Below are 19,805 nucleotides of genomic sequence, written 5' to 3'. Positions count from 1 at the left end.
TTCTGATTCTTCGTTAAGAATTTGAGAGTCCTCGTTACGGTTTGGGACTCCTTCGTTACGAGTTTTGGCTCATTCGTTACGAATTTCGTGCATTGAATGATCAAACTTTCGTTTATGCGCATTCCCTTTTCGTATGCTTTACCTTATCATGCTGCCTGTCCAAGAATTGTGTTATGCATCTTACGTCTGCAAGTTAATTTGATCTAAAAAAAGCAGGTGGAGCGACTCCACCTGCTTTTTTCATCTATTCAATTGATCTGTTTTGGTCAGGATTTCGGAACGGGGGTGACTCTGTTCTTGATTTCTTTCAAAATATCCGCTTTGAACACATCATAGGCGACTGTCTTGGATTCCTGTTCACCATATTTACGCACATTCACAGCATTCTTCTCGATTTCCTGATCACCGATGACGAGCATGTATGGAATCTTGTGCGTCTGTGCGTCGCGGATCTTGTAGCCCAACTTCTCACCGCGCAGATCAGCGTGAGCACGAATACCAACTTTCTTCATGTCGGTCACAAGTCTCTTGACATAGTCAATGTGTACATCGGCAACCGGAATCAGCTGCACTTGAGTCGGTGCCAGCCAAGTTGGAAACGCACCGGCAAAGTGTTCGATCAGGATCGCGAAGAAGCGGTCCAGTGAACCATAAACGGCACGGTGGATAACGACCGGACGTACCTTTTCATTATTTTCATCAATATACGTAAGGTCAAATTTCTCCGGCATCTGGTAGTCGAGTTGAATCGTGGCACATTGATGTTCACGCCCAATGGCATCCTTAATATGGAAGTCGATCTTCGGACCGTAGAATGCGCCGTCGCCTGCGTTGATCGTATACGGCTGATTGATTGCCTCAAGCACGCGTTTCAGACCCGCTTCTGCCTGCTGCCACATTTCCAAGCTGCCCATATGATCTTCAGGCATTGTTGAAAGCTCCACTGTATATTTGAACCCGAATGTTTCGTAAATCTTACCAATCAATTGGAAAATATTCTTGATTTCACTTTCAATCTGATCCGGACGAACAAAAATGTGCGCATCATCCTGGCAGAACGTACGAACACGCAGCATACCATTCAGCGCGCCGCTTAGTTCATGGCGGTGAACCTGGACGAATTCTGCAATACGAATCGGAAGGTCGCGATAGGAATGCAAGGTATCCTTATAGATCAACATGTGACCCGGACAGTTCATCGGCTTGAGTGCATAGTTCACATCATCCACTTTCGTGAAATACATGTTCTCATGATAGTGATCCCAGTGGCCTGAATTTTCCCAGAGTCTCTGATTCATCATCAATGGCGTGCGTACTTCGTCATAATCCACTTGGCGTTGTAGTTCACGCGAGAAGTTTTCCAATTCGGTACGAATGATTTGTCCGTTCGTCAGGTAGAACGGCATGCCTGGTGCTTCTTCAGAGAACATGAACAATTCCAGCTGTTTGCCAAGCTTACGATGATCACGTTTCGCAGCCTCTTCAAGAAAATGGAGATGTGCATCCAGTTCTTTCTGCTTTAAGAAGGCAACTCCGTAAATACGCTGCAGCATTTGATTGTCGCTATTGCCCCGCCAATAAGCTCCGGATACATTCATCAACTTGAACACTTTAATCTTGCCAGTTGACGGCAGATGCGGTCCGCGGCAAAGATCAACATACTCACCTTGTGAATAGATCGTAATCGTCGCGTCTTCCGGCAAATCACGGATCAATTCAAGCTTCAAATGATCATTTAATTTTGTGAAAAGATCAATGGCTTCAGCGCGGCTGACTTCCTTGCGCACGATCGGCAGATTTTCACTAACGATCTTTTTCATTTCTTTTTCGATTTTAGGAAAATCCTCTTTAGAAAGTGAATGTTCCATATCGACATCATAATAAAAACCGTTCTTAATAACAGGACCAATGCCTAATTTAACGTCAGGATAGATACGCTTTAATGCCTGGGCTAATAAGTGTGCGCTGCTGTGGCGCATGATTTCCAAGCCGTCTTCCGAATCCAGCGTAACGATTTCTACAGCCGCGTCTTCCTCAATCGGCCGGGTCAAGTCGTACAGATTGCCGTTGACCTTGCCCGCGACCGCCTTTTTCTTAAGACTTGAACTGATTGATTCTGCAACTTGTTCCGATGTAACGCCTTTTGGAAATTCCCGAACAGAATCATCGGGAAAGGTTAATGAAACAGATGACATAACTTTCACTCCTTTGAAAAATAGAAAACACCCGTCTCCAATAAGAGACGAGTGTTTAAGCTCGTGGTTCCACCCTTGCTTCCGCAACCCGCATGGGGCCACGGCACTTAATCAAATAACGGCTGTGCCGTCAGCAACTACTCTAATTTCATCGCTGAAGCTCGAAGGCGGTAAGTCGCTATACCCCGTTAGGAAGTTCGCAGCAATCCTTCCCTCTCTGGCAACGTTCAAAACGACCCATGTCCTTTTCATGGCTTGTACCTTTTATACTTTTAATGTTTTTATTGTATGCGTTTCGATCAAGAAGTGCAAGTATCCATGTGACGGTATTTATTTAGATGAATGAGTAACCATTTCTGCGTGAATTTTTATTACCTTGAAAAAAATTTATTTGATTTTTATGGTACCTGGTGTTAGTATTCCGTAGTTTTGCAGCACACCTAATTAAAGTCAGTCCGGAATCATTGATAAGATTAATGATTCCGGGTTTTTTTATTTTTATTTTATGTCATATATATGTTATGTTTTATTATGTATTATGATATAATCAGTATATACATACTGATTAATCGGAGGATAAACGATGTTCCTCAAAAAGGCGAAAAATAAAAAGACCGGCCGCACCTATTTGTCGATTGTTCATGGTTATCGTGATCAAGTGACGAAAAAAACGAAGCTCAAAACGATTGAGTCTCTCGGCTATTTAGATGAGCTTGAAAAAGAATACGAAGATCCGATTGCTTTTTTCAATGAAAAAGTCAAACAGATGAACCGCGAACAGGAAGCGGAGAAGTCGACCATGACCTTCCAGATGAGTCGCGATGAACGCCTTCAACCGTACGCGGCTAATCGTAAAAACTTCGGTTATGCCGTTCTGAGTCAGATCTACCATGAACTGGGGATCCATACGTTTCTCCAGAATCGGCAGCGCCATACGCAGGAAGCCTATGATGCCAATACCATCATGAAGCTCCTTGTCTTTTCTCGTCTGCTTTTCCCGGCCTCCAAAAAGAAAACATACGCACAAAAGGAGTCCTTCTTCGAGAAAACCAACTTTTCACTGGACGACCTTTACCGCTGTCTGTCTTTTTTGGCGCAGCGTAAAGAGGCGCTTCAGCTTTGGCTTCATGAACAGATTAAGCAGCGCTATGGGCGTCGGACAGAGCTCGTTTACTATGACGTCACGAATTATTATTTTGAAATTAATGAAGCGGATGATCTCCGTAAAAAAGGCGTCTCTAAAGAACATCGTCCCAATCCGATCGTTCAGATGGGCCTGTTTATGGATACGGATGGCATTCCGATTACCTATGGCTTGCACTCAGGAAATTTACTGGACAAGCAAACCTTTATCCCGATGCTTGGCACGATTCAGCACAATTTTTCACTAGGTCGCATCATTGTGGTTGCGGATAAAGGAATGACCACAGGAGACAACATTTGGTATACGCTTTCCGCCAAAAACGGATATATTCTCAGTTACTCGGTCCGCAGTGCGGATCGAGCTTTTAAAGACTATGTGCTCGACTCGGATGGGTACCGTCCCCAAGGGGACGGATTCAAGATCAAATCCCGGCTTTATCCACGAGAGATCTGGGTGACGACGGAGAGCGGGAAGAAAATCAAGAAACAAGTAGATGAAAAGCAAGTCATCTTTTACAGTGAGAAATACGCGCGTAAAGCTAAGGCGGACCGTGCTCCTGCTTTGGAGAAAGCCAGACGCCTGATTCAAGAGCCTTCCCGCTACAATCGTTCCACCTCCGGTGGCGCGGCTCGATTCGTGAAAAATTTACGTTTTGACCCGAAGACAGGAGAAATCAAAGAATCTGTACAAACTCGGCTGATTTTTGATGAGGAAAAACTAAAAAAGGAAGAAGAACTGGATGGCTATTATGCGATCGTCACCAGTGAATATCAGGAAACGGACGAACAGATTATCAAGCTCTATCGAGGTTTGTGGAAAATCGAAGAGAATTTCAAGGTGACCAAAAGCGATCTCGAAACACGGCCCGTTTATCTGTCGACACAAGAACATATCGAGGCGCATTTTTTGACCTGCTTTGTATCACTGGTGATTGCCCGAATTTTGGAAATCCGTCTCCACGGGACTTACTCAATCTCCACCTTGATCGAAAGTCTGAAAAAAGCATCCTGCAGTCACATTCAGGAAAATTATTACCTGTTTGACTATTATGATGACGTACTCACCGACATCGGCAAAGCATTCGGCATCGATTTTGGGAAAAAATGCCTGCCTCTCCAAGAAATCAAAAAAATTTTAGGACAGGTGAAAAAAGGCTGATTTTCCCTACAACTTTATGACAAATAGAATCAGCCATAAACCGTGTAGCCGTGCGGGTTCATGGCTGATTTTTAGTTCATTTAGCTGCAAAAGTCAGGTTGTATGCGTTTCGATCAAGAAGTGCAAGTATCCATGTGACGGTATTTATTTAGATGAATGAGTAACCATTTCTGCGTGAATTTTTATTACCTTGAAAAAAATTTATTTGATTTTTATGGTACCTGGTGTTAGTATTTACTCACACTTTACTCAAGTGAATTATTATTACATATTCAGGAGGCACAATCATGTCGTTTTTACTTTGCTTTCTGGCAGTCATGCTCTTCATGCTTATTGGGGAATGGGTGTCAACTGCGTCGAAAGCTTATATTCCATCTGTTTTCGTTTCAGCCGTTCTATTTATCCTCGGCTATTGGACCTTTATTCCTAAGGATGTTGTCACTCAAGCATCTTATAATACGGAATTCGTTCAGATTTGCATCGCACTCTTATTAGTACATCTTGGAACACTGATGAATTTGAAACAGCTTATTGCTCAGTGGAAGGCCGTTGCCATCGCTCTTCTCGGCGTCTGTGGAACCATACTTTTAACCTTGACGATCGGCTCTCTAATTTTCGATTGGCATACGGTCGTTGCCGCTGTTCCTCCGCTGACCGGCGGACTTGTTGCCGCACTCTTGATGACGGACGGACTTAAAGCTGCCGGAATCACTACCCTGGTCGCACTTCCAGTTTCCATGTTCATCACGCACAGTCTGATCGGCTACCCGATTACATCGGCCATGCTTAAGAAAGAAAGCCGTCGCCTGCTGAAGAACTTCCGTGACGGCGGCATTAAACTCGATCCCACTCGTCAGCGAATGATGATGCAAGGACCGGGAAGCGCCAGTACTAAACGCATTTTCGGTCTCTCGGATGACTATCAAACTTCTGCATTTATTTTGGTACGTGTCGCACTCGTTGCCATTCTCAGTCTTTACGTTGCTCAGCTGATGCATGGCGTGATCAACTCATTTGTCATCTGTCTGATCTTCGGTGTCATCGCGCATCAATTCGGATTTCTTGAAGACAACGCTTTGAATCGCGCGGGCGTGTTCAACTGGCTGATTTACGGTTTGCTCGCCTACGTCTTCTCGCAACTGAATCTGACAACGCCGGCAATGCTCGGTCATATAATAATTCAGATTGTTGTATTAATTATTCTTGGTATACTAGGTATGTATCTAGCATCTCTTATTCTCGCAAAACCGTTTGGAATGAGTCGGCCTATGGCATTTGCATGCTCACTCACTGCGCTGTTTGGTTTCCCTGCAGACTACATATTAACCACCGAAGTTTGCAAAAACAATTCAAGCACATCGGATGAAGAAGAATACCTTCTCGAAAATATTCTTCCGAAAATGCTCGTTGGCGGTTTCGCAACAGTCTCGATCGCTTCAGTCATCATTGCTTCAATTTTCCTTAAATTAATCTAAAACGTTAAAAGGAGCGAAACATTTATGGCAAAAACACTGTATCAGAACTTTTCACTTTTTGATGGAACGAAAGATCACTTTGAGGCTGACGCTTATTTTGTCGTCGATGATGAAACAGGAAAAATTGTGGAAGCAGGAACAGGCTCATCAGAGGCGGATCGAACCATTGATCTTGAGAACAAATTCGTCATGCCGGGCATGATTAACGCGCATACTCATATCACCTCCGATGTATCCGGAAAACTCGAACCGCTCGGATCACCGAAGCTCACGCCGATTATTGCCACCAAGATCGCACTTGATAATTTGGCAGAACTTGTGAAGCACGGGGTCACCTATATTCGCGATGTCGGTGCTGACTTTGATGTCGACATCGAACTTTCAAAACTTGAAAAAGGCGGGCACATCCTTTCCCCAGGTATCTGCGCGTCCGGACGTCCGCTCGCCATGACCGGCGGCCATTTCTGTACAATCGGCTATGAAGTGGACAGCCCTGATGAAGCCCGAAAAGCGGCGCGTCAAGCGCTGAAAAATGGCGCGGATAATATCAAATTGATGGCAACCGGCGGTGTCTCTTTCGGCGGCGAATCTCCTGACGACGTTCAGTTAACTGAAGACGAGCTGCGTGCCGCAGTTATTGAAGCGCATCATAAAGGAAGAACCGCGAACGCACACGCTCAAGGAACAGAAGGCATAAAAAACGCGGTACGGGCCGGTGTTGATTCGGTGGAACATGCGTTTTATCTCGATGACGAGGCCATTCAAATGTTTCTTGATAAAGGTACATTTATCGTTCCTACCTTAATCGCTGTTTATGGCATTTCCGATCGCGGCGCGGGACAAGTCCCTGATTTCATGCTAGATGTTGCTCGTGAAGTAAAGAAAGCTCATATGGAGAGTATCGGCAGAGCCGCCAAAGCGGGCATTAAGCTTGCAATGGGTACCGATGCCGGAACGCCGAATAACGACTTTAAGAATGACTCTGCGTTCGAACTTGAACTCATGGTTGAAGCCGGATGCACGCCGCTTCAAACGCTGCAGTCAGCAACCATCAATGGCGCGCAGCTGCTGAAGATCGACAACGAATACGGAACTCTTGAACCGGGAAAATACGCGGACTTTATTGTATTAGACAGCAATCCTTTAGACAACATTAAAGTTGTCCAGCAAGATAAGCGCGTCTTTAAAAAGGGAAAAGAAATCAAATAAACAATCAAGAGAAAAAATACAATCATAAAGCCGGAGCATGGAGCGCGTTGCCTCAAATGTTTCGGCTTTTTTGTACAGCTTGGCTCACTCTGTTACAAGAACTTCTGTAACAAACGTATCGACAATGACCGGATCAAACTGAGTTCCAGCATTTTTTTTCAAAATTTCTATGGCTTCCCGCTGCACGACTTTTTTTCGATAAGGCTGGTCGGCGACCATCGCGTCAAAAGCGCCCACGATGCTGATAATCCTAGAAGGCAATGGAATCTGGTCACCTTTTAAACCAAGAGGATATCCGGTGCCGTCGATCCGCTCATGATGGCATAGAATATACTGAGAAATGCTCATAAATTCATTGGACAGTTTTAAGATGTGATACCCCTTTTCAGGATGCAGACGAATTCGTGACCACTCCGCTTCGGTCAGATTCTCCTTTTTGAACAAGCTTTCCTCAATGGCAATCTTGCCAATGTCATGCAGAAGTCCTGCCGTTCTCAGTTCATTCAAATCATTGGCGTCCATGCCAAGCCTTTGACCGATTTCCATACATAATTTGCTGACTCGTCTCGCGTGACGCTCCTCAGAAGGCAGCTTCGCGTATAGTGTGTTCGTAATCATGTTGATCGTTCGGCTTCGCATACTATTTCCTTCGAACAGCTTATGCTGATACATGTTGTTTTCCGCTTCGGTAAAAATATAGGTCATTGTTTCTTTTTTTGATTTTCGCACAGCCCAGCCGAATGAAACAGACAGAATGGTATGATGAACACTTTTGGACGATAGCAAGCGATCGTGGATGTGGTTGATCCGCCGTTCTGTCTGCAGCTCATCATTTCTCGGCCAGATCATAACAAATTCATCGCCGCCAACTCGGGCAATGATATCGCCTTCCTTGCTCTCTTCCCTAAGGATCTGAGAGATGGCAACCAGCAAATCATCACCCGCTTGATGTCCAAACGCGTCATTCGTTAATTTTAGACCATTGACGTCAGCAAGTACCAAAGTCATTGGAAAATTCCCAAAATGTTCGAGCCGCATCAGTTCTTCATCATAGAATCGTCGATTGAACAACCCGGTCAGTTGGTCATGATAACTTAAATAAATGATACTTTCTTCCGATTTTTTTCGTTCCTCAATATTGCGTGACACACCGAAGACCTCATACTCATTTCTATTGTTAAGGCGAAGACGTATTGATGCTTCCGTCCAAACCAAATGCCCATCCGCGCAATACTGCTGCATCTCTTTGATGAATGTGTTCGAACCTTCCCCATTCTCTTGAAGCATTTTAATCTTTTCTTCGACCGTACTTCTCAATAAGTGCAGTGACTCCGGAGCGAATGTCTCTTCAAGGGTCATCCGCTCGGCGCGCTCTGGGGTGAGGTTGCGCAGACTTCTTACCGCGGGACTTATGTAGGCGAAGCGATGGCGCGTATAGTTATAAACCCAAATCACGTCAGAGGCGGATTCAGCGATCAACTGGTATTTCAATTCACTCGCTTCTCTGTCTTGCTCCGCTTTCTTCTGATCCGTTATATCATTAACGAAATATTGCACAGCCATGTGACCTTCCCACGCTACCTTAGCACCAACCGCCTGAGCCCAAATAATTGATCCGTCTTTTCGAACAACGCGAAACTCTATTTTTCCAATTGCCGCTTCGGACCTCAAACGCTCTTGATAGGCTTGAATACATCGAACTCGATCCTCACGAAAAATAACTTGTGAGATGTCCATAGTAAGGAGTTCCGTGAGAGAATAACCCGAATAATGTACCGTCATTGGGTTGGCAATCCGAATGCGATTGTCCTGTATAATGAATATCGCTTCGGCGGCATTTTCAAATATAAATTTAAATTTCTCATCGCTTGATTCCAGAGCTTCTACCATCTGCATTTTTTCAGTAATATCATTGAGAAAATTCAAACTTGCCGGCTTACCTTCCCAGTCAATGCGCACCGATTTCATCTCGATCCACCGCAATTCTCCATCTGCCGTAGTGATGCGGAAACGCGAGAATGAACCACTGCGTTCTCCCCTCATCTGTTTATAATGATTCTTCATCAGACGCTCTCTATCCTGAGGGACAACGATTTCTTCGAAGGGTGTTGAGAACAAATAGGATTCGCTGTATTTGCTGATCTCCCGCACATAGTGATTGCACATTTTAACATAGCCATTCTGTGCGATGACGATTGCTTCCGACACATTGTCGAACAGCAAATGATAGTTTTCTTTGCTTTTGGCGGCGGAATATTCCAATTGTTTCTGCTTGGTAATGTCCTGATGTACAGAAAGAATACACGGGGAATTTCGATAGTCGAAACGCACCGAATCACATTTTGACCAAAATCGTTTACCGCCGCTTGTTTTTAAGCGGACTTCATCGCCTTGGGAAACCTTTTGTGAGTCGATCCGAATAATAAATGTATCAATGTCTTTCGGATCGGCAAAAAAGCGACCGGCTTCGGTGTTGACGGCACTTGAGTCCACAGCGAATAACTTCTCTGATCCATGATTTAAATAGAGGATCGTTCCATCTAGTGAGATAATCGTGATGGGTAATGAAAAATGGTCAAGTACATGATTCAACGCATGATCGTTCGTCTCAGTTAGCCCAATAATTTTTTGCAATTCAAGGAATGAGTCTTGATCAGGTGCCATATCAATGACATTGGTCCAGAATTTATTTTTTTCGAAGGAGTACGCGCAGACTTTATAACGGTGATCCATGATCGTTGAGGTAATTTCGAAGAGTTTTGTTCCTCCATGAAGTGCGATATTCGCAAACTGTTGAACAAGATCATACTCAACTCCATGCATGATCTCAGTATACCGTTTGCCAATAATCGGTACATCCTTCATCCCGATCATTTCATTGAATAGGGTATTTGTTTGCAGAAAAACAAAATCGCATGGTTTTCCTGCCGCGTCAAAAATCAGTTCTTGATACGCAACCCCCACCGGAAGCATTTGTTTGTAAGCTTTAGTCATCATTTCAGCCCCATTACTAATAAAAGTACTCTATACTTAACACGCATTTTATCTATCTGCAGGCCATATCTGTGATTAAACTCTAATAGCATTACTAGTCTTTTAGACCTATTTCCATTGTCGTTATTACTTATATCGGAAAAAGTATGCAGATGTTAAGGAATTATCACTTATTCTACTCCTATTTCTTCATGGTCATGAATCTAAATACCTATAAGTCTTACTAATGTCTTGGTGCGAGCAGCATAACAGCAACACCTAGAATGCAAATCATGGCACCGATCCAATCATAAAGATCCGGTGCTTTGTGATCAACTCCCCAGCTCCAGAGCAATGACAGAACAATAAAAACTCCGCCGTATGCCGCATAAACTCTGCCGAATGACGGAAATACTTGAAGCGTCGCGATGACGCCGTATATAGCCAATACGATTCCGCCAATCATCCCTAGATAAATAGATCTTCCTTCTCGCAGCCATTGCCAAATCAAATAACCGCCGCCGATCTCAGCCAAGCCGGCACAAATAAATAGAAAGATAACGCGAACCATTGGTTTCTCCTTTAATATAATTTTTTTGCTTTTCTTCAATAATACTGCATAATAGTAAAGGGAAGTATGTTAATAAAAAAAAATAGAGTTTCATTCTAAAAAAGCGGATTTTCGAAAAGAAAACTGTCGATTAATTATGTGAGGTGCGCCATGAGTAACTATTGGAATCCATTTGTTCAGAAACTCGATCCTTACGTGCCCGGTGAGCAGCCTAAGGATAAAAAGTATGTCAAACTCAATACGAACGAAAATCCATATCCGCCTTCGCCAAAAGTCACTGCAGCAATTAAGGAAGCTGTTAATGATCAGCTGCGCTTGTACCCAGACCCGAATTGCGATGAATTGAGAAAAAAGATTGCCGAACATTTTGACGTTAAACCAAGCGAAGTGTTTATTGGCAATGGATCAGACGAGATTCTTGCCTTCAGTTTCATGACCTTCTTTTCAGCAGAAAATCCGGTTGCGTTTGGTGATATTACATACAGCTTTTATAAGGTGTACGCGAATTTATGCTCCTTGAGCCCGAAAATTATCCCGCTTAACGACGATTTCAGTTTGCCGGTCGAAGCGTTTTGTGAGCCTAACGGCGGTGTTGTGATTCCAAACCCTAATGCTCCGACAGGCCGTGGTTTGCACATGGATTCAATTAAACGGCTTCTTGATGCGAATTCAGAGCATGTCGTCATCATCGATGAAGCCTATATCGATTTTGGCGGCGAATCAGTCATCCCGCTTATCAAGGACTATCCGAACCTGCTCGTTGTCCGAACCCTATCCAAATATTCTTCACTAGCTGGTATCAGGGTCGGATTTGCTCTGGGTCAGAAAGCGTTGATTGATGGCCTGAACACCGTAAAGAATTCATTTAACTCCTATACAATCGACCGCTTGGCACTTGCCGGCGCATTGGCAGCGATTGACGACGACGCCTACTCCAAAGGCATGGCGCAACAAATCATCGCGACACGTGAGCAAACAATCAAGCGGCTTGAAAATATCGGGTTCACGATCATCCCGTCACAGTCCAATTTCATTTTCGCCAGTCATACGGAAGTGAACGCGGAGGTCATCTTCCACGCGCTGCGCGACCGCGGCGTTCTCGTCCGCTACTTCAACCAGCCGCGCATCTCCAATTATTTGCGGATCACAATCGGCACGGATGAGGAAATGGACAAGCTGGTCGAAGCGTTGAAGGATATTTTGAGATAAGAAAAAAATGAAACACGGACAGGAGTGAATACTCCTTGTCCGTGTTTCATTTAGACAGGTACGCATGATTATACGATCCTTACAAAAGATTGGAGCAGGAGCATGTTTTTAATAACTTCATTGGCTTTCCACCAATTTTCAACTAGTGCAAGCTGTCTTTTATGAAGGCAGCTTTTTTGATCTGTAATGAGGCATTTATACCCCTTGTGGTTGAACTAAGAAAAACCTGGAAAAAAGCGTCCGGTCCATAAACCATGCCGGATTTTGATTACGCTCCGGTTGCTCACAATCAACAGGGACGCTCCGCAGGCATCTCAATTCTGTTTCATAAGCATTCCGCTTCTTAATTAAGTAACGAGTAAAATAAGCGGAGATATTCCGGTTATTTGCCCTCCGAAACTTGTTTCGCCGGTAAATAAGGGTAATTTTTCCGCTTATTCACAGAAAAAGCCTCCATTTTCACGTTTTTCGATTCGATAAGCGGAATTTCTCCGTCTATTTAAGCAATTTTTTCATTTATTTTCTAATTCCGAAGTTGTAGCTAATCCCGGTAAAGTTGTAGCTAAATGCTCAAAAGTCGTAGCCAAATCCCGAAGTTGTAGCTAATCCACGAAAAGTTGTAGCTAAATGCTCAAAAGTCGTAGCCAAATCCCGAAGTCGTAGCAAATCCACGAAAAGTTGTAGCTAAAATGCTCAAAAGTCGTAGCCAAATCCCGAAGTTGTAGCTAATCCACGAAAAGTTGTAGCTAAATGCTCAAAGTCGTAGCTCTAATTCCGAAGTTGTAGCTAATCCCGGTAAAGTTGTAGCTAAATGCTCAAAAGTCGTAGCCAAATCCCGAAGTTGTAGCTAATCCACGAAAAGTTGTAGCTAAATGCTCAAAAGTCGTAGCCAAATCCCGAAGTCGTAGCTAATCCCGGTAAAGTTGTAGCTAAATGCTCAAAAGTCGTAGCTAAATCATCAAAAGTTGTAGCTAAATAAGCGGAAATTCTCCGTCTATTTCTCAGATTGGGCGCTACCTGATCGCCCAACCAATCAGTGCGGTGTGAAAATAAAGATAAACTTCATGAGACACTTGAAAAATAATCCAATCAAAAAATCCTATGGAGTTTACATTACTCCCTAATCGCTCATCACGTTTGTTGCAGCGATAGCGGCGTCTCGCAAAATTGCATACGCCTGATCGCAATCCTCTTTGGTTGCAATGAGTGGCGGAATCAACCGAATAATGCGGTCTCCGATGAGTGTGACCAGCATTTTCCGATCAAAACATTCGTGTTTCACATCGTGACCAATTGATGCGTCAAATTCGATACCGATCATCAGGCCCTTGCCTCTCACTTCCTTAACATGAGGGAGCGTCTTTAATTTTTCTACCAGATAACACCCAACCTTTTCGGCATTGCCGGCGAGATCCCGATCCAATAGTTCTTTAATTTCGGCGTAAGCCGCTGCGCAGCATACCGGGTTGCCGCCGAAGGTCGTTCCGTGTGATCCCATCGAGAAAGCCTTGGATACTTCCTCGGAAGCACAGATCGCAGATATCGGCATGCCGCCGCCCATCGCTTTCGCCATTGAAACAATATCCGGTTTGACGCCATAGTCCATATAGGCCATCGTTTTTCCGCTCCGGCACCATCCGCACTGCACCTCATCAAACAACAGCAGAAGTCCTTTTTCCTTGCATAACGCAGCGATACCGTCCATGAATTCCGAAGTTGCAGGTGTCACACCGCCTTCGCCCTGAATCGGCTCAAGCATAATCGCAATCGTGTCCTCCGTAACTTGTGCGCGAAAATCATCAACATTATTGAATTCGGCATAACTGAAACCGGGAACTACCGGCTTGAATCCGATCTGGCAGGCATTATCCGGCTGGCCGGTTGCGGACATCGCCCCATAGGTTCTGCCATGGAAGCTTCCTTTTGCTGTAATGATGTGATACTTATTCGGGCCATAGTTTTCGACACCGTATTTGCGCGCCATCTTGATCATCGCTTCATTCGCTTCGGTCCCTGTACTCTGGAAGAAAATTTTATCCATCTGCAAGGTTTGACAGATAAGTTCAGCAAGCAGGGCTTGAGGGACAGTGTACGGGTAGTTGAAGGTATGCATGATATCGCCCACCTGATCACGGACCGCCGCGACTACTTTCTCATTGCAGTTCCCCGCGCTGTTGACCGCAATACCGCCGTAGAAATCCAGATAAGCCTCGCCGTTTTCATCATACAGGTACATCCCTTTGGCGCTCTGAGCAACAAAATCATACCGTTCATAGGTTTCGATCATATATTTTTTTGTCAGTGCTTTAATTTCTTCAGGTGTCTTATGCACATCGGATAGTTTCATGATACCTCTCCTTCTTCCTTCAAATTAAACTCAATTATTTTCAGACATTCTGTCGATATTCATAAGGCAAGGTTTTCATTTGCCCAAATGTCGTCATTTCCTCGACCTGAACCAATGTATCTTTTAAAATAGCAGTTTGCATCGCGCTATTATTAGGTTCTCCGGCATTGGATCCAATCGGGACATGCGGCGCAGTGATACGCGGTGCCCCCTGCTGCTTGGCAATCGGCGGAAGCGCGGCGATGATGATCGTCGAGATACCGACCGCTTCGACCGCACGTTGTACAATCGTTGCGGAACGATGGCAAGTCCCGCAGCCTCCCGTAAACACCGCGATGTCAACGCCTTCTCTTTTTAAAATTTGGGCAATAGCCGGACCGGTTTCCTCTTTAAATTTATTCACGTTGCCACCCCCGCCCATGAATCCAAACAGTACCGGTGCGACTTTGCCGATAAAGCCCTCACGTTCGAGTTCGTGAAGCCGGTCAATGGGGAACATCGAGTTTATGTCCTTATTCACATCGCTGTTATCAAATCCGCCATGACTAACCATCAATTCCGAAGACGGTGTATCCGACGGGATTTCCCGATATGAATAGTCACCGGAGAGAACGAATCGTTTCTGTGATTTCAAATGCACACCGCCTGCAGTGCAAAAAGCAACGGTGCATTCGCTCAATGGTTTGTCGAGCGCCGACCACACCGGTGAAGGCGTAATCGGAACATAGATTTCCGACTTAAGTCCTCTTACTGTTGTTAATGACATTGTTTATGTCCCCCTTAAAAAGTTGATTTCGTTGTCGAAAAGGCATGCCTGAATCCCCGGATTTACTTAGACAACCTGAATATAACTGAGATAAACTTGGATCGTCTGTCCCACTTGCAGCGCATGATCCGAGATGACCGATCTTAACGGCACTTGGATGACTCCCATGCGCCCCTTCAACGTGACTTTAACATCACGTTCGGTAACTTCGAGAATGGTTCCCGGCAAAAGCTTAGGTGTCAGTTCATAATCCATACTGCTCGCACATCCTTTTCCCTTTATGACATCAATTGCGCGTTTGCGTCGATCACTTCCTGAGACCATTTGCGGTTCGCCGGTTCAATTGGAACACCGGCCATTTTCGTTTTCAACATAATCAACGCCCGCTCGGCGTCAGTCGGGCAAATGGTACTGTCGGCAAGAATCTCATTTTCAAAGCCTTCCGGGTCCTTATTGAGTTCAACCATTGCATCCATGTATTTATTACCAACAACCAATTGTCCTTGATAAGCGCAGAAGGAAACACCGACAACCTTAATACCGCGGCGGCCAATTTGCTCAATATTCTCCGCAAAGTCAATGTGGTTGTTTCCGAAGCCTTCTGTCGTAACGATGGCACCTTCAACGTCGAGTGCTTCGGCGAGTGCGCCGAGCCGAGCAGAAACATAGGATTTTTCATCATTCACTTGTGGGCTGCCGATAAAGACAACTCCTGCAAGATTGATTTCATCATCCTCCGCCATTAGATTAACGAGCGGTTCGCGGAAATAGTGGCGGGTGACTTCTTTGGTCGCCGGTCCGATGCAGGTCAACGCGTGAATGCCGCCGTCTCGGACCTCATTCGGCGAAAGCACAACAGGTACATTTCCAAGATCAACATTTCGCCGTCCGCCAATAACTCCTGCAGGTTCGCTAGGAAGCAGTACATTATCATGCATGGCCCCCTGCCCCATAATTTCTTTAACAAGAATCACACGAGGCTTGCCGGATCTTTTCCAATCACGGAATACTTTCTGATCCGTTGACGCGTCAGCCGGAGCGTCTTTTAAGACATCACGAATTTCCTGAATAATGGAATCACAGGCCTTGTGTGCCGCAAAAGGCCCACGGCGTTCCATTCCGGTATTTTCTTGGACAGTCACATTGACGCGAATCATAATATCATCAGAATCCGGGCTGCCTGGGCGGCCGAAACGAATTTTTTCATCCAAATAACCTTCGCAGGAACCAAATTCATGAACCTGAATACCTTTTTCATCAACACCGGTCAGAACAACGACGACGCCGTTCATCACATGGGTTATGCCCTCGCCAAGAATTCCCTCGACCTTTGTGGCGATCGGAATCACATCCATAATCGTGTTGGAATAACTATGACGGTCTTCGGGGCGAATAATGTCTAATTCAACATTTTTGACTAAAGGATCTGCTTTTAGCGATTCCTTGCATAACGCTTCACGAATAGTCAGTACCTTATCTTGAAATGAAGTCTCTGCTCCCACGCAAACCTGTTCAACCGGATACGCTCTCTGCGTTAAGGTACGAATGATTTTATCCTCCGCCTTTTTACGCGCGGGCGTTGCAAAAGGCAGGGTGCTCACGTTGAGTCCAGTGGGCAACTCAATCTGTCCGACAAGTTTATCAATATTAAAACGGATCACCTGCGTTTCACGGGTTGGATCTTCACCTGTAGATGGGGAAGTCGTTATTTTTTCCGATTCCGATTCATCCATTTGATTTTCCGAAATATCACTGACCAGCTCAGGAGTGAGCGGTGTCATAGAATCCGCATCCTGCTCTAGTGTCGCCCCCAATACCTGACCAATCGTGAGTCCGTGATCCGGAAGGGACAGAAGACCGGATTCTTCCAAATCAGGAAAAATTGATGGATCTTCCAAATCAGAAGCGGAGATAATCGTACCTTTTGTTCTTAAACAACAGAGGACTGCGGGATCATTCTGATGCTGCTTGGCTGTTTCAAACGTAATGGACATGTGAATTCTCCTTTATGAATAAAATTTTATTTTTGCAATTTACGAATCAGATGCAAATTCATCGCACGCATCGCATTATCTGTGACATGATGCACCGGAATGTGTAATTTCGGTGCCAGTGACATCACCGTATTGCTGCAGTCGCTGCAGTTACCGATGAGCAGTGAGCCGGCACCGGCTTTCCTCAGCCGAAGCACGCGATCTGCCTGACCGGGACAGACGCCGGGATTTCGGCATTTAAGCGATCCGCGTGCATAAACGGCATGCTTGCACACTTCGACTCCGGCAACCTTTGCTCCCATTTTTTTTGCCAACTCGCGCATGCGTGCTTCACTCGCACCGCATGCGCAAACCAATAAACCAAGGGGAGATTTCGCCTGAAGAAAAGGCATCGTCACGATAATTCCGCCGGTCGTTTTCGTTACCACATCATCCTGCGTAACGCTGTGTCCCATGAACGGACCGTCCATAATGATTTCCCCGTAGTCGCCGTCTATACCGCCGGCGGCCTCAATCAGATCACCGACACACGTGCCAATTGGTACATCCATAAACACCTGAGCCTTTGGTCCGCCGCGCAATCTGCCGGCAACTGTAATATTTTTCGAGAGAACAGGACGTCCGAGCTCCACAGCCTGCGTGACGCACGATAAGGTTTCCGTATTGATGATGATCGTATTCGCGGTGATTGCGCGAGCCTCAGGAGGAAGAAGAATGCCTAAAGTATCACGAATTAACGCGCGTTCTTCACCAATCGGATACAGATCGCGCAACGGGAATACGGTAATACGCTTATCCCTTATCACCTTTTCTAGTTGAGCTATGGCTCGCCGATGCTTCGCTTTAATCGCGATGATGCCGCTTGCCGCACCGACCGCGTCCATGGCGTAAACCAAACCACGGTATACCTCATCAGGATTCGCCTCAATTTGCGTCACATTGTGATTCAGAATCGGTTCGCATTCCGCGGCATTCGCAATTACTGTCCCGCCGCTAATCTCCTGACTCAGCTTAATTCCGGTAGGAAATCCTGCGCCGCCCATACCGACAATCCCGGCAGAACGAATGCGTTCTCTGAGCTCTCCAGGTGGAAGCGGCTTAAATAAATCACGCTCCGGCTTTTTCCCACGGATAACGATATCCTCTGAATTGACCTCAATCACCGTACCTGAAACACTTGCATGCAGATCAGCTCCTCTGCCGTCAGCAAGCGCGATGCGTTCCCCTCGCTCAACCCAATCTCCCTCTTGCACGCAGGGACTATCCGGTTTCCCAATGTGCTGTTTTAGAAGAAGCTTATAGTCTCGATTCAACGCGGTCGCTCCTTCCCTGTGTTTCTTGCAAACTAAAACCAAATTCAAATGGATCTTCATGATCAAAAAGAAGTTTATTTTCACCAGTCAGATAAGCCCGCCCGGTGATTTCCGGAATGATCGCCGCAAAGCTGCCGACCATCGTGCGCCTCACTGCTCGACCAATAAACTTTGTACCTGTGATACTCTCACTGACAAAAGACTCACCGATCATCAATTTATTTCTCGCGCAGAGCGAGGCAATCTTAGCACTTGTTCCCGTACCGCATGGGGAACGATCTACCTGATTGTCACCGAAAACAACAACATTTCTCATTGTCTTGGCTTCCTGATCCGTTTGGAAAAACTCAACCAAATCAACGGAACAGATATCACCTTGGATGGGATGGACAGCTTGAACCTGCTGATTAACCGCCGCACGGACCGCGGCCCCGGTCTCTATAAATTGACTTAAGCGACTCTGATCCATTGGAATACCGACCTTTCGCGTATCAACAAGTGCAAAAAAGTTACCGCCAAACGCAATGTCTAACTTAATCGTTCCCCATCCCGGTATCGTGATTTCAGCATCTTTTTTAAACAGGAAAGAGGGAACATTGACAATCGTTGTCTCTTTCACTTTGCCACGCTCCACCTTAACTTTCGTGTGAATCAAGCCCGCCGGCGACTCAAGCACAACATGTGTGTAGGGTTCCGTGACGGGAACAAGTCCTCGAGCAACTGCAACGGTGGCAACACCGATCGACCCATGGCCGCACATGTTAAGGTAGCCGCCGCTGTCCATGAACACGACGCCAAGATCCGCTTCCTTGCGCGTTGGTTTCATGAGAATCGCTCCGAACATATTGCGATGCCCACGGGGTTCGTCAATGATGGCGCGGCGAAGATGATCATAATTCTTCTGCAGATTTCTTTTCTTTTCCATCATGGATCCACCGTCCACTACGGGAAAACCGCTCACAATAATTCGGGTCGGTTCGCCCAAAGTGTGAGAATCAATAGCGAACAGGCTTTTGCAGTTCTCCATCTGATTGGCTCCTTTCCTGTTAGAATCACAATTTACTAGGTTTAAAAAAATGTCGTTGTATTACTCTAAGCAAGAACCGTGCCAAATGAAAAAGCACAATAAATGGACTGAATTGTATAAAAACTCGGAAAATAGTGTTCCGATTTTGATACATGTTTCAAAAACATGACACTATGTTGTTAACTTTTATTTCATGGAAGCTGTGATGAACATCAGAAAAGAATTATTTTGTAAGATATTACGACATTAAAATAATAGGAAAAACCGGGTAAAGAACGCCCGGTTCTTACATACGAAAGCTCCTTTGTAAGCGGTCCGAAAAAACGCCGCGTCCTGCGGCTCACCGGACACTAGGCCGTCCATGGCCGTCGCGACGGCGTCTTCGCCTTCGCCAGGGGCTTGGCGAAGCCAAGTTTTCTAATAA

General features: G+C 45.4%; 13 protein-coding genes and 1 other annotated feature. Of the genes, 4 read left to right on the top strand and 9 right to left on the bottom strand.

Annotated elements, in window-relative coordinates; genetic code table 11:
• Positions 1–266 precede the first annotated feature (266 nt).
• Positions 267–2,195 (bottom strand): threonine--tRNA ligase, encoded by a 1,929-nt coding sequence (thrS, locus tag ABWW58_RS00255; protein ID WP_353867304.1) that lies wholly within the window; start codon positions 2,193–2,195, stop codon positions 267–269.
• Between the two features lie 40 nt (positions 2,196–2,235).
• Positions 2,236–2,456, bottom strand: a binding site (T-box leader).
• A 322-nt stretch (positions 2,457–2,778) separates the two neighbouring features.
• Between thrS and ABWW58_RS00250 the strand changes: the two genes are divergently transcribed.
• The 3 genes from ABWW58_RS00250 to ABWW58_RS00240 all read left to right on the top strand — a co-directional run bounded on the left by ABWW58_RS00250 (position 2,779) and on the right by ABWW58_RS00240 (position 7,181).
• A complete protein-coding gene (locus tag ABWW58_RS00250) occupies positions 2,779–4,497 on the top strand; it encodes an IS1634 family transposase (protein ID WP_353867303.1) in 1,719 nt (572 codons plus the stop codon).
• Between the two features lie 287 nt (positions 4,498–4,784).
• Entirely contained in the window at positions 4,785–5,972 is a 1,188-nt protein-coding gene (locus tag ABWW58_RS00245) for a hypothetical protein (protein ID WP_353867302.1), read from the top strand.
• Positions 5,973–5,996: 24 nt separating this feature from the next.
• Complete coding sequence (locus ABWW58_RS00240; RefSeq protein ID WP_353867301.1) at positions 5,997–7,181, top strand: metal-dependent hydrolase family protein; 1,185 nt, start codon at positions 5,997–5,999, stop codon at positions 7,179–7,181.
• Positions 7,182–7,265: 84 nt separating this feature from the next.
• Here the strand turns inward: ABWW58_RS00240 and ABWW58_RS00235 are convergent, their stop codons facing one another.
• Positions 7,266–10,175, bottom strand: coding sequence for a PAS domain S-box protein (locus tag ABWW58_RS00235; protein ID WP_353867300.1), 2,910 nt, complete (start codon positions 10,173–10,175; stop codon positions 7,266–7,268).
• A 223-nt stretch (positions 10,176–10,398) separates the two neighbouring features.
• Positions 10,399–10,725: a YnfA family protein gene (locus ABWW58_RS00230; RefSeq protein ID WP_353867299.1), complete on the bottom strand. Its 327-nt coding sequence runs from the start codon at positions 10,723–10,725 to the stop codon at positions 10,399–10,401.
• A 150-nt stretch (positions 10,726–10,875) separates the two neighbouring features.
• On the opposite strand from ABWW58_RS00230, the gene hisC reads away from it, so the two are divergent.
• Positions 10,876–11,934, top strand: coding sequence for a histidinol-phosphate transaminase (hisC, locus tag ABWW58_RS00225; protein ID WP_353867298.1), 1,059 nt, complete (start codon positions 10,876–10,878; stop codon positions 11,932–11,934).
• Between the two features lie 1,120 nt (positions 11,935–13,054).
• On the opposite strand, the gene ABWW58_RS00220 is transcribed toward hisC, so the two are convergent.
• From ABWW58_RS00220 to ABWW58_RS00195, 6 genes are all read right to left on the bottom strand, one after another.
• Complete coding sequence (locus ABWW58_RS00220) at positions 13,055–14,281, bottom strand: aspartate aminotransferase family protein (RefSeq protein ID WP_353867297.1); 1,227 nt, start codon at positions 14,279–14,281, stop codon at positions 13,055–13,057.
• 40 nt (positions 14,282–14,321) lie between these two features.
• On the bottom strand, positions 14,322–15,047 hold the full coding sequence (gene prdB, locus ABWW58_RS00215) for a D-proline reductase (dithiol) protein PrdB (protein ID WP_353867296.1): 726 nt from the start codon (positions 15,045–15,047) through the stop codon (positions 14,322–14,324).
• A 66-nt stretch (positions 15,048–15,113) separates the two neighbouring features.
• Positions 15,114–15,302: a CBO2463/CBO2479 domain-containing protein gene (locus ABWW58_RS00210; protein ID WP_353867295.1), complete on the bottom strand. Its 189-nt coding sequence runs from the start codon at positions 15,300–15,302 to the stop codon at positions 15,114–15,116.
• 23 nt (positions 15,303–15,325) lie between these two features.
• Positions 15,326–17,041: a D-proline reductase (dithiol) proprotein PrdA gene (gene prdA / locus ABWW58_RS00205; protein ID WP_353867294.1), complete on the bottom strand. Its 1,716-nt coding sequence runs from the start codon at positions 17,039–17,041 to the stop codon at positions 15,326–15,328.
• Between the two features lie 26 nt (positions 17,042–17,067).
• A complete protein-coding gene (prdC, locus tag ABWW58_RS00200; RefSeq protein WP_353867293.1) occupies positions 17,068–18,354 on the bottom strand; it encodes a proline reductase-associated electron transfer protein PrdC in 1,287 nt (428 codons plus the stop codon).
• On the bottom strand, positions 18,338–19,381 hold the full coding sequence (locus ABWW58_RS00195; RefSeq protein ID WP_353867292.1) for a proline racemase family protein: 1,044 nt from the start codon (positions 19,379–19,381) through the stop codon (positions 18,338–18,340). The genes prdC and ABWW58_RS00195 overlap by 17 nt, the downstream gene beginning before the upstream one ends.
• Between the last annotated feature and the right edge of the window lie 424 nt (positions 19,382–19,805).

Source organism: Sporolactobacillus caesalpiniae, from assembly GCF_040513385.1.
Lineage (GTDB): Bacteria > Bacillota > Bacilli > Bacillales > Sporolactobacillaceae > Sporolactobacillus.
Note: the sequence above shows the minus strand (reverse complement) of the source record. Positions and strands in the feature narration are given on the sequence as shown.

Bases quoted from the DNA above. Each gene is read 5' to 3' on its own strand.
- thrS (WP_353867304.1), bottom strand. From the start codon at position 2,195: ATGTCATCTGTTTCATTAACCTTTCCCGATGATTCTGTTCGGGAATTT.
- ABWW58_RS00250 (WP_353867303.1), top strand. From the start codon at position 2,779: ATGTTCCTCAAAAAGGCGAAAAATAAAAAGACCGGCCGCACCTATTTG.
- ABWW58_RS00245 (WP_353867302.1), top strand. From the start codon at position 4,785: ATGTCGTTTTTACTTTGCTTTCTGGCAGTCATGCTCTTCATGCTTATT.
- ABWW58_RS00240 (WP_353867301.1), top strand. From the start codon at position 5,997: ATGGCAAAAACACTGTATCAGAACTTTTCACTTTTTGATGGAACGAAA.
- ABWW58_RS00235 (WP_353867300.1), bottom strand. From the start codon at position 10,175: ATGACTAAAGCTTACAAACAAATGCTTCCGGTGGGGGTTGCGTATCAA.
- ABWW58_RS00230 (WP_353867299.1), bottom strand. From the start codon at position 10,725: ATGGTTCGCGTTATCTTTCTATTTATTTGTGCCGGCTTGGCTGAGATC.
- hisC (WP_353867298.1), top strand. From the start codon at position 10,876: ATGAGTAACTATTGGAATCCATTTGTTCAGAAACTCGATCCTTACGTG.
- ABWW58_RS00220 (WP_353867297.1), bottom strand. From the start codon at position 14,281: ATGAAACTATCCGATGTGCATAAGACACCTGAAGAAATTAAAGCACTG.
- prdB (WP_353867296.1), bottom strand. From the start codon at position 15,047: ATGTCATTAACAACAGTAAGAGGACTTAAGTCGGAAATCTATGTTCCG.
- ABWW58_RS00210 (WP_353867295.1), bottom strand. From the start codon at position 15,302: ATGGATTATGAACTGACACCTAAGCTTTTGCCGGGAACCATTCTCGAA.
- prdA (WP_353867294.1), bottom strand. From the start codon at position 17,041: ATGTCCATTACGTTTGAAACAGCCAAGCAGCATCAGAATGATCCCGCA.
- ABWW58_RS00195 (WP_353867292.1), bottom strand. From the start codon at position 19,381: ATGGAGAACTGCAAAAGCCTGTTCGCTATTGATTCTCACACTTTGGGC.